The organism is Maribacter sp. (assembly GCF_039974175.1).
Lineage (GTDB): Bacteria > Bacteroidota > Bacteroidia > Flavobacteriales > Flavobacteriaceae > Maribacter_C.
In genome coordinates this window covers 361,610-375,847 of record NZ_JBDWJN010000003.1, presented here as the reverse complement: position 1 = coordinate 375,847, position 14,238 = coordinate 361,610, and the positions used below count along the sequence as shown (strand labels likewise).

The window sequence follows — 14,238 nt, the reverse complement described above, 5'->3', positions numbered from 1 at the left end:
TACGCGTTAGGCGACGAAAAGGATGTCGTATTAACAGGAAAATGGAGACTTTGTTGTGAAACCTTAAAATTTTGATGTGTACAGCAACTACAATGTTGTGGTGAAATCGAATTTTTTAACATTTAAAAGGACTTTTGAGTGCACTTTTTTGCCCTTATTTGAATTATCTACTTTATAATCAGGCATTTGCAAACCCCTCTTTTTTGCTTCCAAACTATAATATTTTTGTTTGTTTGGATGCTCAGGATATACGCCATTCATGACTTCACCCCACCAAGAGTTACGTATAACCGAGCTAATAATTCGTATGCAATCATTCAAGTGAATCAAATTTATGGGCGCTTTTCCGTTAGATAAATTTTGCCTACCTGAAAGCATGGTAACAGGATGCCGGTTTGGCCCAATTAATCCGCCAAAACGAATAATGGTAGTCTGTAAATCTCTATCGTTTACAAAGATGTTTTCAGAGGCTAAAAGTTGCTTTCCAGACTCGGTAATTGGTTGGGGTGCGGTATCTTCCGTAACTTCTCCTTCAACATTACCATAGACAGAGGTACTACTTACAAATATGACTTTGCGAACAGCTGTTTTCTTAACTTCCACATGCAACAATTGCATTTTTTGGACGTAATTTTCTTTGGTTTTGCCTCTTAGCCTAGGAGGAATGTTGATCACGAGAACATCTAAATGCCGAAGAAACTCTGAAATGGCCCCTTCAATTTTATCTTCAGACAACCCAATCTGAAAGGGTACTATATCTTGCTGTCGTAAATGTGCTAATTTCTCTCTTGATGTAGTACTACCATACACTTTATAGCCATTATGAACCAACGAATATGCCAATGGCAACCCGAGCCAACCGCAGCCCATAACACCTATTGTACTACTCAAAACGTACGGTTTTAGTAACTAAAATTGCATCATTAAGTACAAAAGGCATCGGAATATTATCTTCAGGGCGAGCCGGTATGGAAAACTGGGGATTGTGTAACAAATCGTTTGAAGCTTCATACAATGTGAGCTCTAAGACAGCATCTTTAGGAATGCTGAGCTGTAAATCGGTGTACTCATTATTGCTAATATAATGGGTTACCAACTTAGCTCGCCTTCGGTTTTTAAGGTAGTAATCTGATAATTTTACAGAATTTACTGTGGCTGATTCAAGCACTGTATTCGAAAAAATTTCGAGACGATTTACCTTACGTTGCGGCATAATGCAAATGTCTATTAGTCTACTATTTTCTATTAGGGTGTCGCGGGTTTTTTCTATCTGCATCTGAGCTATTTCTTTAGCAGGAGCTGGGGCAACATAGGTAAAGCCAGAGCTGTATTTGCTGCTAATGGTTTTCTTAGACAGTTGCTCAGGAGCTTTTTTATCTGCTCCAAGGTATTGGGCAGTCCAATCGGAAAGTGAATTTTCATAAGTTGCCCATTGCGTTTTGTTCGAATCCGCGTCTAGTACGTATAACAGGCTGGTCGGTTTTGCCTTGTCTTTGTCGAAATCGGACTTAAAATGAGCAGAAATCATACATACGAAGAACAAAAGCAGACCGAAATACGCCAATCTCTTTTTCTTGTGATAAAAGCCAAAAACGGGTAATGCCAATAGAAAAGTAAGGGTAGTAAATAAGGTTGCAAGTATCATCATTTTAAGTCCGAGACCAACGGGAAACATTTTTACAAAAGGGGCATAAATAAACAAAGCCGGTATTGCTAAAAATGTAAGTAAATACGGGTTTGGCATTTTCTGATTGATCAGTACCATAAACCCCGCTAGCAAGGCAAAAACTGGGATAATAAAAAAACTGGCGCCCGATAAGTAGTACGTTGCTAGTGCACAAATAAGCAACCAAAGAAAGATGGGGGCAACCAATAGATTTTGACTTTCCACCTTTTTGAAGCGATCGTATACCCAAAAACAAACCGCTAAAGAGAAAAGAACAAAGGCTAGAATATAGGTGTGACCGTTATATGTAAAGCCGTGCAATATGTCTTGGTAAGCGGGATACATCCATTTTAAAACAGACCAACTAAAATAGCCAACAACACCATTGATAGCCAATGCCAACAACATAGGTAGAAATCCTTTGCCAATTTCTGTCAGACCCAAAGTTTTTTTGCGCAACCCGTGAATCAAAAGGGATATAAAAAAAAGCAGGGCCAAACCGTACATTGGCCATATCCATTCAGAAGGGTAAGATACCAATTTGAAGAAAGGAACACTGAAATAAATGGAATCATTTAAGCTTTTCAAATTCGTCAGATCAGCTTGAGCGAAATGATGCAGTAGGGGCATCAAGTAGCTTCCTTGGTGCGCCATCGTTTTTTTGTCTAAGCGCTCGTAGGTGTCTTTTGCCGTGTGATAGTCAAAGTGGTCGTCTATGAAGGCAAAATTGAATCCTTCAATGTCACCATCTTCGCGAAACACCGTCAGATCGGTATCGTTAGGCAACATCTTGTAAATGCTATAGGCCAAAGAATTGGCGACTGGGTACTCTGTATTTGCCTTGGTAAATTCCTTGATAAGGTTGCTATTTCCGCGATTCGTCTCGATAAGCATGTAGCTTGGCCCACCACTACCACGTGCTTCGAAATTGAGAACCAACCCCACATCTTTTCTCCAAGGATGCTCCTTCACAAAAAGGTCAGCACCATTAAGACCTAATTCTTCTGCATCGGATATTAATATGATAATATCATTTTTCGGACTTGGGTTACTGGCTAAAAAGGCGCGTATACCTTCTAAAATGGTAGCGACACCACTTCCTGCGTCACTTGCTCCTAACGAGGAATGTGGGCTGCTATCATAATGCGATAAGAGCAGTAAGGCCTTGCCGGCTTCAGTACCCTTAATCCGCGCTAAAATGTTGATGGCTTTGCTAAGGTTTCCCCAGTCGCCAGCAGTATATCCTTCTTGAATGGATGTCTCCAATCCAATTTTTTCAAGTTCTGCAATGATATACTCCCGTACCTCTTGATGCCCTTTAAAGCCTACTCCGTGAGGTTTTTGCGCAATTTGTTTAACATGTTCAAGAGCTCTGTCGGCGGAAAAAGTAGTTTTTTCTGCGGAAATATCACTTTTATACGAAGGCATTAGCGAGCGAAAACTCCAATAGATTGCCAAGACAATTAATAAAAGCGTGAGTACCGAAGATGATTTTTTCATTGGGTTGGGTTTTGTCATAAAAGTAAGAAATTCTACAGGCTTATTCGGTTTTGGTGTGAATCACAGTTATAGAAGCATCTAAGGGAAAGAAGTGCCCGGTTGTGACTAGTTTTGCGAAATTCGCAAGTAATACGTCGAAAAATTGAAAAATACGTTGATTTTTTTTTGTATCTTTCATAATTAACCTCGCTTGTCTGCCCCGACAGCCTAAAATCTTAACGATATGGGAATTAAGAGTTTTCAAGGCCCAAGAGCCAAAACAGTTTCTAAGAAGGAGTCTAATGCACCCATATTGGTAACTGATTATATGACCAGAAAGTTGGTCACTTTTACCCCTGAACAATCTATACTGGAAGTTATGGAGCAGTTTACCAAATACAATATTTCGGGTGGCCCTGTCATGGATGAGAATGGGTTCTTAGTTGGTATCATCTCAGAAGCCGATTGTATGAAGACCATTTCAGAAAGTCGTTATTTCAATCAGCCAATTTTGGATAAAAGTGTAGAAAAATTCATGACCAAAGACGTAGAGACCATTCCACACGATATGAGCATTTTTGATGTTGCCGGAGTTTTTCACAAAAATAATCGTAGAAGGCTTCCTGTCATGGAAAACGGACTTTTAGTGGGTCAAATCAGTCGAAAGGATATTGTGGTAGCTGCACTTAAATTGAGTGGTGCGAATTGGAAGTGATCTGATTCCGAATAAAAACAAATTCAATTCCCCTTAGCAAGAATTGCAAGCTCATGTTTGATTTCCGTTAAGGGGAATTTTAGTATTTTTCGCTTCCTGCCAATACGAATGGTATTGTTTTCTATAGAAAAACGTTCTTTTGGAGTAAGATCTAGAATTTCGATACCTTTCTCTAACAAAAAGTCAAAGTTTATTTTTAGGCGACCCCCAATACCAGATTCTATATCTATAATGTAAATATGGTATTCGTTATCAGGCGCCAAACCTTGTTTGATAATAACGTAGCTGTCATGTAAAACGACATCTTCTATTGACGCCCACCTCAGTTTTTGCGGAGATGCGTTTATATCTTTGTCGGTAACAAACAGCCACTTATATGAATTTGCTTTTTTGGCAATCACTCCATGAGCGGTCTTTAGAATTTCATAAGCATCATTTTTTGCTACTGGGATAAAATCTTTTGTTTTTGAACCCTCAGCTGCGAAATGAGTGTCGCCATAATACACCAAATAATCCTTTTGATCTCTAGATCTAGGTGCGGCAGAGTTACGTTCCGCCGGTATCATTTTTGAAAGTATTTGTACTCCCATTTCGATATAATAGGTAGATGGAAGCTCTGGTTCTTCTTGACGCCATACTATTTTAGGATTGAAAGTCAGATCAAAATACCGATGTTCAGAAGGTTCTTGTGAATGTAGCGAACTATTGATAATCCAAATTAGTGATTGGTCAGGGGTGGGTCTGAATTTCGGTAAGATTTCTTTTTTCAACCTATAAAAAAAATACTCGTTCTCTTTTTTTCGTAGTTCAGCAGCTACTCCAACTCTTTTCTTTATAGCGCAAAAACAACCGAAATTCGAAAGTGAGAATTTGCTTTTGGTTTTCCCATCGGTAAGCTCACATTCACCACCGCCGAAATTACTTCCGATTTCATAGGAGCATTTTAACAAGTCTTTGATTCCGTCACTATTAAAATCCTCGGTAGTTATTGATGTATGTTGTGCAGAAAGAGAGAGTGCAAGAAGGAGGAGTAATAGAAAGTGTAGGTTTTTCATAAGAGCGCTATTCGCGTTTTACGATCATATAGTAATCATTATCCAAAGGTAAATAACCTAGGTCGTACACAAAATAATATGTAGTGCCTTTTTTGGTGGTGTACAGGTTGGTAATAAAATCAAAATCAAAGTTCTTATCGAGCAAACGTGTTTTTGTGGTTCTTGTTTTTCCATCTTTAAGCGCAAAACTATCCAATACCCGGTAGTTTTTTCGCAACCGATTGTTGATGTTACGAATGAGATTTTTGCTAGCTGGGTTTACCTTATTATGAAAGGCATTTCGACAACCGTCAGAACAAAACTTCTTGTCACTGCGGCCCATTAATTCGCTGCCGCACTCTTCACATAGCTTTTTCAAGACTTCACTTTTTTGTAGTTAAACTTCACTTCCTTTGAATTCTCCTTGTCTTCGATTACTACATAAATATTAATTTCATTATCGTCTATTTTTTCGAAGGTAAATCCATCAAAATAGAGGCGGTTATCCTCTACTTTTATCAATCGAGAAGACACTTTACCATCTTTTTCTTCCCAACCTTTTAGATCGCCCTCAAAGTGTTTTAGCTCGAACACCAAAGTTTTCTCTAGTTGGCGAATATGTCCGAATTCGTAAAAATTGATTTTTCCATCCGCTACATGTTTGAAAGAAAACATCATCGAACCACCAAATGGGGGGCTCCATATTTCTTCTGTGATACCTCCGAACGCCTCGCCCTTCCAATGGCCCTGCATCCAAGAGACTTCGTTTAAAGTGGCGTTGGGTGAGCTGTCTCCTTCTTGAAAAGACAAGGTGTTTTGTCCCTTACAGGATAAACATACAAATAGCAAAAAAAGTAAAAATAGTTTCATTTCAATGAGATTTACGAAGTTAACAATATACGAATTATCCGTTTGTAAACGGTTTAGTCAGCATCGGCTTTTCCCCGAACTTCGGGAAAGCAGCTTTGATTTTTGACGGTCTTCCATCTTGGTAATTCAGACCGTTCATTCGACACTTTCTACTATGATGACGTTGTCAAGGCTGTTACTAGGACACTATTCTATCTTAATTTCGTATTTGCGTAGCAAACCTAAAAGGCTTTCTTTAGAAAATTTGGCGTTCTTCAACCTATTCTTTTCTGGGTCGATATTGAAGTTTTGTGCTTTTGTGAAATTGGCTTTTTGCAAGTTAGTTTGGTAAAAAATGGCCCTTTCTAAATCGCTGGAGTCGAAATTGGCTAGGGTCAAATCAGCTTCTGTAAAATCAACTTCCTGTAGTTTACAGTCAATGAAAGCTATATTTTTTAAGGTCAATCCGTAAAATGAGGAATGCTGTAAGCTGCAATTATGAAAGCTAAAATCTAATAGAAAGTCGTTGCATTTTTCGAAATTCAGCCCCATCATTTTACAATGCGAAAAACGAACTTCCTTAAGAATGGTATGTGCAAGGTTCGCATTGCTGAGATTGCAATCGACAAATTGGCACTCCATAAAGTTTTGGTTGTCTACATACCCATTTTCAAAATTGCATCCTTCAAAGACACAGTTTTCGTAAGCTGCTTTGGGAAGCCGTTTTTCGGTGTAGATCTGGTTTTTGAAAGTTTGGTCGGCCAAAAAGGAATTGGTCATATTTCTGCTTAATTGAGTTTGTACATGACAAAGAGCTGTGAGTCAATCCAAATATTAAGCTCCTTTGCCCTCGGGTCTGCAATTGCAATTTTAAATTCTATTTTGTCGTCTAGTTGTTTGAAATTTATTTTCCCATATTCTTTCCTTCCCAAATCGTATTCCACATGATTTATTTTTTCCACAGTTTTAAAAACGAACTTTATTATTTTCTTTTTCTTACTTAAAATTCCATTCTTTGGAGATACTATTTTTAAGTCATCAATACGATTTTGGCATATTACAGGAGCATCTAGAAATGCCTTTTTGGACATCCTAGTTTTTAGCAAACTGTTTTTGTAATCATCAGGGTAATGATTGAGGATGAAAAGCTCTGGCGGTGTCAGAAAATAGAAATAGTCTACATCTCTTCGAAAGTAATTGGAATAACTTCCTGCTCCCCAGGTGACATCTACTAAATGGGGCTTATCTTCGAGCCAAACCATGTTCCACGCATGATCTGAATAGTATCGCTTTCCGATATCGCTGACCGTAGTTTTTGAACTGCCATTGACAATTTTAGTATTGATATTCATAAGGCTACAGAGGGTATGGAACAGAACCGCATAGCCTTCGCATACGGCCTTTCCTTGAGAAATTACCCTATTTGAAAGTTTCTTTTGATATATAGCCTCCTTTTTATTCCGGTCTTCCTCGTCATAGTACGAATAGTTAAATTTGTCAGATTCTTTTGGGTCATACTCAATCGCATTGGCAATCCAACTATATATCGCCCTGACCTTTTCGATGTTGGTATCAAAATCAGAATTTACCTTATTGGCCAAGCGTTTGGTATTGCCAAAACTTTTAGGATACGTATCTACAATAGAGTCAACTCTCTTAAAATCTTGGCTCCATACTTTTAGTGGTATTCCCCAAATAAGCATGAGAAAGAAAAAACCGAAAGCAGAAAGTTTGACTTTTTTCATAGACTACTAGTCCTTCAAAATAATTGCTTGAAGTCCTAGTTCCTTGTACATCAAATTGTATGCCGTCATTTCTTCCTCAACTATGGCTTTTCTTTCTTGTGCATATACGTTCCAATCTTTTTGTAAATCATTCCAACGTTCAAATGCACCTTTGGTAACTTTGGGTTCGGCGGCGTCAATATATCCCTTTAGATGTATGAGTTGTGCATTGAGTTTGTTGTTGTAGTTGATGACGTCTTGAAAGGTCTTTTGCTTAGACTGTATAAGGTTCTCCTCCCAAGAAACGATGCGCGCGATCAGAGAATCTCCTTTTTTCAAAAGTGGCTTGGCCACTTCGTTGTCTTTCAAGAGTTTGGCAAGGCGCTCCAATTGTGATTTTGCTGAACGCATATCATTCACAGATTCATGAATCGTTTTTAAGGTACTTTCAATGTTTTCCAATACTATTTGTTGCTCTTTATAATCATCAAGGTCGGCATCAACTTTCGGATTGGCCAAAACCTTCACCTCGATTTCTGAAGTCATTTCCGCCAAGCTGAGCCTTAGGGTATAGTTTCCAGGACCAACAACTGATCCGGCATCTCCGCCAAAGACAAAAACCTTGTCAATAGCCGGAAGGTTTTCTCTTCTGAAATTCCATGTGAAACGGTTATATCCTTGTTTGGAAGGAAGAACCTGTGGTTTTGAGGGTCCACCGGGCCAGCTCTTAAAATTTTTGGGCTTCTTATTGCGGAAGGTCCTTAAAAGTTTATCGCCTTCGAACACTTCTAGTTTTAGGTCTAAACTATCTGAATTTTTGGCCAAGTAATAGTCGAAAGTTACCCCGCTTTTAGGATTCGATCCCAGCCCTGGTCTTGGTTTATCACTGCTTCCTCCAAGGATTAAATAGGTGTCTTTAGGCTGGAAGATGTTTACGGTTTCTTTTGGAGTCTTTATATTTTGAATTGCGGCCACATCATCCAATATCCAGAAAGAGCGACCAGCTGTTGCGGCTACCAAGTCATTGTCTTGAAAAACCAAGTCATTGATTGGAACCACAGGAAGATTTAACTGAAACGCCTGCCAATTCAGGCCATCATCTAGCGAAATAAATAAGCCGGTTTCTGTTCCGGCATAGAGTAGGCCTTTTTGTTTTGGGTCTTCACGAACGACTCGGGTAAATGTATGTTCTCCTGTAATTCCATTTACGATTCTTGTCCAAGTTTGCCCATAATTGGAAGTTTTAAAAATGTGAGACCGTAGGTCCATCGATTTATAACGCATGACTACTACGTAGGCTGTGGCCGGGTCGTGGGGTGAAACTTCGATACTATTGATAATGCCATCGGGTACGTTCGGGGGAGTGACATTTGCCCAATGCTGACCTCCATCTCTGGTTACATGCAAAAGTCCGTCGTCATTACCTGTCCAGAGCACTCCTTCTTCATGTTGAGACTCTACCATATAGGTAATGGTGTTATAATTTTCACCTCCCGCGGCTTCATTGGTATATGGTGCACCACCGGGGCCGTGTTTTTCTTTTTCATTTTTGGTCAGATCCGGACTCACGGCCTCCCAGCTTTGGCCTTCATCGGTAGATTTGAAAACCACATTGCCAGCATGGTAGATCGTACTTCGGTCGTGTGGTGAGGTAATTACAGGGGCATTCCAATTGTAACGGTATTTGGCATCTTTTGGGGCGATACTCAAGCCTAGCTCAGGATATTCCTTGATGGGTTTTGATTCGCGTGATTTGGCGTCCCATTTGTCAAGATTACCCTGATATGTACCTCCGTAAATTATTTTCGGATCATCTGGGTCGAATGCCAAGAAGGCACTTTCGCCCCCGGCTACAGCATACCAATCTTTCCAATCGATACCACCGTCATTCGTACGGCTGGCAATAGCAACGGTAGAATTGTCTTGTTGCCCACCATAAACATTATACGGCACCAAATTATCGGTAATCACTCGGTAGAATTGTGCAGTGTTTTGATTTTGTTGTGTACTCCAGCTTTTACCGCCATTATTGGAAATATTCGAACCCCCGTCATTGGAGTTAATCATCCGCCGATTGTTGTACGGGTCAATCCACAAATGGTGATTGTCACCATGAGGAGTTGGTAATGGTTTAAAGCTTTTGCCTCCATCAATTGATTTGGTCACAGGCGCATTCAGAACATAGACCACATCCTCATTCTGTGTATCGGCAAAAATTTCCATGTAATACCACGAACGAGCAATGTTGATACGGTCTTTATTGACCTGTGTCCATTTTTTACCGGCATCGGTTGATTTGTAGACGCCGCCTTTGTTGTCTTTGGCCTCGATGACCGCAAAAACGATTTCGTTATTGGCCCGAGAAACTGAAATGCCTGCCTTTCCAAAGTCTTTGGGAAGGCCTTCCTTCATTTTTTTCCAAGTGCTTCCGCTATCTGTTGATTTGTATAGGCCAGAATCTTTACCACCAGACTCCATAAGCCATGGGTAACGGCGATGTTGCCACATGGCAGCATACAAAATGGAAGGGTTTTTCATATCCATAGATAAATCGGAGGCTCCCGTGGTATTATTTACAAAGAGGGTCTTTTCCCAAGTTGCCCCTCCATCCATAGATCGATATATTCCTCGCTCAGATGTTGCTCCATACTGAGCTCCTTGCACCGCTACATAAATGATATTTGGATTGGTCGGATGTATTACGACATCGGAAATATGCCGGCTTTTATCCAAACCGATATGTTTCCATGTTTTGCCTGCGTCAGTAGATTTATAAACCCCATCTCCCATTGATGTCATCACTCCACGAGCGGCATGCTCTCCCATTCCGGCAACGACAATATTGGGATTACTTTCAGAAACTGCGATTGAGCCCACAGTTCCTGTTTTTAGAAAACCATCCGAAATATTTTTCCAATGCAGCCCATCATCTGTGGTTTTCCATATTCCACCCCCTACGGTGCCCATATAGTAGGTCATAGGTTGGCCTACCACTCCTGAGGAGGCAACACTTCTACCACCTCGAAATGGGCCTATATTCCGCCATTTGAGCCCGTGAAACATGGAATCCTGAACCGTGATTACGGCTGTAGCGGATTTCTTTTTTTTTCTTTGAGATTGCAGGGTAATAGGAAGAATGAGCAATGCAATTACTACTAGTTTTATTGTTTTCATACGATTCAAAATTGGTTGGTTTTTTAGTTGTTCGTTGTATAGCGATCCGAGCCCGACATGCTGCTGCATCTTATTCGATTGAAATGGGCAGTTTGCCTTTCACCTTAACAGTCTAGCTGTATTCAATTTTTTGTTTTGCTCCTGGCAAAGGGTTGTTTAATGCTGCCCTCCATGGCGTTGAGGAGATCTTTGTTTTGGCCATGTTCGCGGTTCTCCGGTTCGGGGGTTTGTGCCGATTAAAGTAGCTTTTTCCCTTGAGGTTCTCTCGGGGTCCTCACTTGCCATATACGTTAAAATCGCGGTCAGAATGGCATTGTTTCGTACATCGTCAAAAACAATTTTGTCATAGGTGTCTAAATTGGTATGCCAGGTATAGTTCCAATAACTCCAACTTAAAGAACTTAATGAAAAGCCCGGAGCACCTGCCGCTACGAAAGATGCATAGTCTGAACCACCACCTCCGGGAGTGCCGGGAAAGGTCGTTTCAATATGTTTTGTAATATTTTCTGGAACAGCCTCGAGCCATCTGCCCATATAATCATACGCATGTAAATAGCCCTGGCCAGAGATACGAACTACGCGGCCGGTACCATTGTCTTGGTTGAAGAGCGCTTGCAATCCCTCCACAATTTTGGGGTTATCTTCTACGAATGCCCTAGAACCATTTAGCCCTTGTTCTTCACTTCCCCAATGTCCGATAAGAATCGTTCGTTTCGGGTTCGGATATACTTTTTTAAGAATTCGAGCGGCTTCCATCATGGTAATTGTTCCCGTGCCGTTATCTGTAGCTCCTGTGGCTCCGTCCCAAGAATCGAAATGCGCGGAAAGAATCACATATTCATTCGGAAGTTCTTTTCCGGGAATGGTTGCGATGGTGTTAAAGGTAGGTACTGTGCCAAGCTCTTTTGATTGAGAGACGACTTTTATTTGAGGATTCGCACCGTTTTTAACCATACGATATAACATTCCGTAATCTTCCAATGACAAATCGATGGCAGGAACTTTTTTGGTGCCGGCACTAAAGATTTTATTTGCTCCAAAAGCCTTTGACCACCTTGATTGCAAAATGCCTACAGCTCCAGCGTCCTCAAGCGCCTTATTAATATTGCGGCTTGTGTAACCCGTGTTCTGCATGTTTTCGCGCCATGCTTTTTGCTGTGCATCCCGCTCTGATTTCATCTTTTCTAAAGACTCTTCAGTTGCGAATTCTTCCCAGTTGTAGTCAGGACGCCCGGTTGGCTGGTGCATGGAAACCATAACGAACTTGTCTTTGACATTGGGAAGCCATCGCGTAAAGGCCAGTGAGTCACTGACTTCGGGAAGCGTTATCAGATTTGCTGTAATACCTTTTTTACTCGTTGACGGACTCCATGCCAACTGCATACCACTCAATGATACAACCCGTGGTGCAACCAAATCGACATGGGTTATACCACGCTCCCATCCGCGCCATTTGCCCCATTCTTGATTTTCAGCAGAAATGCCCCATGTAGCATATTTGGCAACCGCCCAGTCATGGGCTTTTTTCATTTGAGGGGTACCGACCAAACGGGGTCCGACGACATCCAGAAGTTCGTGCGCCAAATTTTCCAATTGTGAATGTTCATTGGCCTCTGTTTGAATGGCCTGAACGATTTCTTGAGTTTGTGTAAATGCGTGGGTCGCAAATAGCAGGCAGGCGCATGCGAGTAGTGTTTTTTTCATTTTGCTGTTCTTCAATTATTGAAGTAACTAATATACTGATTAAAAGGGCTAAGTCAGATGCTGTTTTCTTTGGATTTGAATCCTTATTTAAGCTTTTTATCTAAAGCCAAAATCGTGTGCAATAAAACATTGGCCCCATTGGCCATATCCATTGCCGAAGTGAATTCTTTTGGAGAGTGGCTGATACCATCTTTACTGGGTACAAATATCATTCCGGTGGGGGCAATTAAGGCCATGTCTTGGGCATCATGCCCTGCACCGCTTGGCATTTTTTTGGTGGATAGTCCCAAAGTTTTGGCAGCATTGCTAATTTCCTTTTGAATGGTGGTAGTCATAATAGCGGGCTCAGCAGTGGTATCTAAAGAACGGAATACAATCTGCACGTCGGAGGTTTTTGCAATTTGCTCAGCTTTGGTTTTGATTGCTTGATATACTTTTTCAATCACCTCTGACGACAAATCACGAATCTCTAAACTAGTAACCACTTTACCCGGAATTACATTAGGTGCCCCAGGCTCCGCTTTGATTTTACCAACGGTGCCCACCTGTGCGCCTTCAAAACCAGTGGTGATTTCATTGACAGCAATGATAAACTTGGCTGCAGCTAGAAGCGCATCTTGTCGAGCATTCATCGGCGTGGTACCCGCGTGATTGGCAAAGCCCTTAAATTCTACCTCCCACCATTTTAGACCCACAATACCCTCTACAATTCCAATTTGTATATTTTCCTTTTCAAGGATTCCGCCTTGCTCGATATGCAATTCTATAAAGGCTGCAATTTCGCCTTTTTTACGAGCCACTTCTGCAATGCGGGTGGTGTCACCTCCTAGTCGCATGATTCCTTCCCCCATAGAATAGCCGGTGGAGTTTACGACTCCTAGGGCACTTTTACCTAGATGACCTGCGATTGCACGACTCCCCATTACACCACCTTCCTCGTTGGAGAAAATGATGATTTCTAAAGGATGCTTGGTTTTGATATTGTTTTCATTCAGAACCTCCACAACTTCGAGCGATGCCATTGAACCGACACAACCGTCATAATTACCGCCATGGGGTACGCGGTCGATATGCGAACCGAAAGAAATGGGTTTTAAGGAGTCATCTTTTCCTTGGCGTCTACCAATAATGTTTCCGGCAAAATCAATGTACACCTCCAAACCTAGATTGGTCAAGGTATTCATAACCCATTTTTGGGCTGCAATATCGGCATCGCTAAATGCGACTCGTTCGGTTTCCCCATTTTCTTGAAGTCCGAATTTGGCCAAGTCGAAAATACGCTTTTCAAGTCGGTTCTGGTTGACTGTGGTTTGTTGCCCTAACAATGTGGCGTAGCTGAGGAAAAGGAAAACGGTGAGCAAACGAAATGGCATAGTCATTGATTTTATGCCTTTAAAGTATGAAAATATTCCGTTAAGCTACAGCTTTAATTTATTCTTTGATGGCAACAAAAATATCAACTTCGGCATCTGACGGGTTTTTGGCCTTTTTGCCATAGATTTCAAAGTCTGCTGTATACAATCTGTCCAAGTCCGTATTCCATATTTCTACCCAAGTATTGTAGATTGCTCCTTTGGTCACATCACCTTTGGAAACAAATTTGGCGTAGGTGCCTCCATCAAAGGATTGGCTTAACATGCCTTCGGGAATTACATCTAAAGAACTGACCTTACACCCTAGAATTGTGTCATAGGCCTGTGTATGGTCACTTTCATAATTGGTGTAAATGGAAAGTATTTCATCACTTAATTTATTGGGTATTTTTTGTAAAATATCTTCGGTCATAAACCTTCCCCAAAGAGAACCAATGTCCGAGGCTGCTTGATTGTTTTCGTTTGTTGTTCGCACTGAGATTCCGATGACTTGAAAGGGCTTGATTTTTTGTGTGTGCAT

Annotated in this window: 12 protein-coding genes; 1 reads left to right on the top strand and 11 read right to left on the bottom strand. The window is 40.9% G+C overall.

The features are described 5' to 3' along the window. Positions 1-87: 87 nt before the first annotated feature. On the bottom strand, positions 88-891 hold the full coding sequence (locus ABJN95_RS02710; RefSeq protein ID WP_348368454.1) for an SDR family oxidoreductase: 804 nt from the start codon (positions 889-891) through the stop codon (positions 88-90). Continuing rightward, on the bottom strand, positions 884-3,166 hold the full coding sequence (locus ABJN95_RS02705; protein ID WP_348368453.1) for a M28 family peptidase: 2,283 nt from the start codon (positions 3,164-3,166) through the stop codon (positions 884-886). Before ABJN95_RS02705 ends, ABJN95_RS02710 begins: the two co-directional genes overlap by 8 nt. A gap of 223 nt (positions 3,167-3,389) precedes the next feature. Between ABJN95_RS02705 and ABJN95_RS02700 the strand changes: the two genes are divergently transcribed. Beyond that, on the top strand, positions 3,390-3,860 hold the full coding sequence (locus ABJN95_RS02700; protein ID WP_348368452.1) for a CBS domain-containing protein: 471 nt from the start codon (positions 3,390-3,392) through the stop codon (positions 3,858-3,860). A gap of 23 nt (positions 3,861-3,883) precedes the next feature. Here the strand turns inward: ABJN95_RS02700 and ABJN95_RS02695 are convergent, their stop codons facing one another. The 9 genes from ABJN95_RS02695 to ABJN95_RS02655 all read right to left on the bottom strand — a co-directional run bounded on the left by ABJN95_RS02695 (position 3,884) and on the right by ABJN95_RS02655 (position 14,238). Then, positions 3,884-4,915 (bottom strand): hypothetical protein, encoded by a 1,032-nt coding sequence (locus ABJN95_RS02695; protein WP_348368451.1) that lies wholly within the window; start codon positions 4,913-4,915, stop codon positions 3,884-3,886. 7 nt (positions 4,916-4,922) lie between these two features. Beyond that, complete coding sequence (locus ABJN95_RS02690) at positions 4,923-5,273, bottom strand: hypothetical protein (protein ID WP_348368450.1); 351 nt, start codon at positions 5,271-5,273, stop codon at positions 4,923-4,925. Next, on the bottom strand, positions 5,270-5,764 hold the full coding sequence (locus ABJN95_RS02685) for a DUF6265 family protein (RefSeq protein WP_348368449.1): 495 nt from the start codon (positions 5,762-5,764) through the stop codon (positions 5,270-5,272). Before ABJN95_RS02685 ends, ABJN95_RS02690 begins: the two co-directional genes overlap by 4 nt. Positions 5,765-5,950: 186 nt before the next feature. Then, entirely contained in the window at positions 5,951-6,523 is a 573-nt protein-coding gene (locus tag ABJN95_RS02680) for a pentapeptide repeat-containing protein (RefSeq protein ID WP_348368448.1), read from the bottom strand. 8 nt (positions 6,524-6,531) lie between these two features. Beyond that, a complete protein-coding gene (locus tag ABJN95_RS02675; protein WP_348368447.1) occupies positions 6,532-7,488 on the bottom strand; it encodes a transglutaminase domain-containing protein in 957 nt (318 codons plus the stop codon). A 6-nt stretch (positions 7,489-7,494) separates the two neighbouring features. Continuing rightward, complete coding sequence (locus ABJN95_RS02670; RefSeq protein ID WP_348368446.1) at positions 7,495-10,641, bottom strand: glycosyl hydrolase; 3,147 nt, start codon at positions 10,639-10,641, stop codon at positions 7,495-7,497. A 156-nt stretch (positions 10,642-10,797) separates the two neighbouring features. Then, the gene (locus tag ABJN95_RS02665; RefSeq protein WP_348368445.1) at positions 10,798-12,345 is read right to left on the bottom strand and encodes a M20/M25/M40 family metallo-hydrolase; all 1,548 of its coding nucleotides are present in this window, start codon (positions 12,343-12,345) and stop codon (positions 10,798-10,800) included. An 83-nt stretch (positions 12,346-12,428) separates the two neighbouring features. Continuing rightward, entirely contained in the window at positions 12,429-13,718 is a 1,290-nt protein-coding gene (locus ABJN95_RS02660; protein ID WP_348368444.1) for a Zn-dependent hydrolase, read from the bottom strand. 58 nt (positions 13,719-13,776) lie between these two features. After that, entirely contained in the window at positions 13,777-14,238 is a 462-nt protein-coding gene (locus ABJN95_RS02655; protein WP_348368443.1) for a GyrI-like domain-containing protein, read from the bottom strand.

What these genes read in the sequence shown, in the direction of transcription:
- ABJN95_RS02705 (WP_348368453.1), bottom strand. Translation starts at nt 3,166, where the DNA reads ATGAAAAAATCATCTTCGGTACTCACGCTTTTATTAATTGTCTTGGCA.
- ABJN95_RS02700 (WP_348368452.1), top strand. Translation starts at nt 3,390, where the DNA reads ATGGGAATTAAGAGTTTTCAAGGCCCAAGAGCCAAAACAGTTTCTAAG.
- ABJN95_RS02695 (WP_348368451.1), bottom strand. Translation starts at nt 4,915, where the DNA reads ATGAAAAACCTACACTTTCTATTACTCCTCCTTCTTGCACTCTCTCTT.
- ABJN95_RS02685 (WP_348368449.1), bottom strand. Translation starts at nt 5,764, where the DNA reads ATGAAACTATTTTTACTTTTTTTGCTATTTGTATGTTTATCCTGTAAG.
- ABJN95_RS02680 (WP_348368448.1), bottom strand. Translation starts at nt 6,523, where the DNA reads ATGACCAATTCCTTTTTGGCCGACCAAACTTTCAAAAACCAGATCTAC.
- ABJN95_RS02675 (WP_348368447.1), bottom strand. Translation starts at nt 7,488, where the DNA reads ATGAAAAAAGTCAAACTTTCTGCTTTCGGTTTTTTCTTTCTCATGCTT.
- ABJN95_RS02670 (WP_348368446.1), bottom strand. Translation starts at nt 10,641, where the DNA reads ATGAAAACAATAAAACTAGTAGTAATTGCATTGCTCATTCTTCCTATT.
- ABJN95_RS02665 (WP_348368445.1), bottom strand. Translation starts at nt 12,345, where the DNA reads ATGAAAAAAACACTACTCGCATGCGCCTGCCTGCTATTTGCGACCCAC.
- ABJN95_RS02660 (WP_348368444.1), bottom strand. Translation starts at nt 13,718, where the DNA reads ATGCCATTTCGTTTGCTCACCGTTTTCCTTTTCCTCAGCTACGCCACA.
- ABJN95_RS02655 (WP_348368443.1), bottom strand. Translation starts at nt 14,238, where the DNA reads ATGCACACACAAAAAATCAAGCCCTTTCAAGTCATCGGAATCTCAGTG.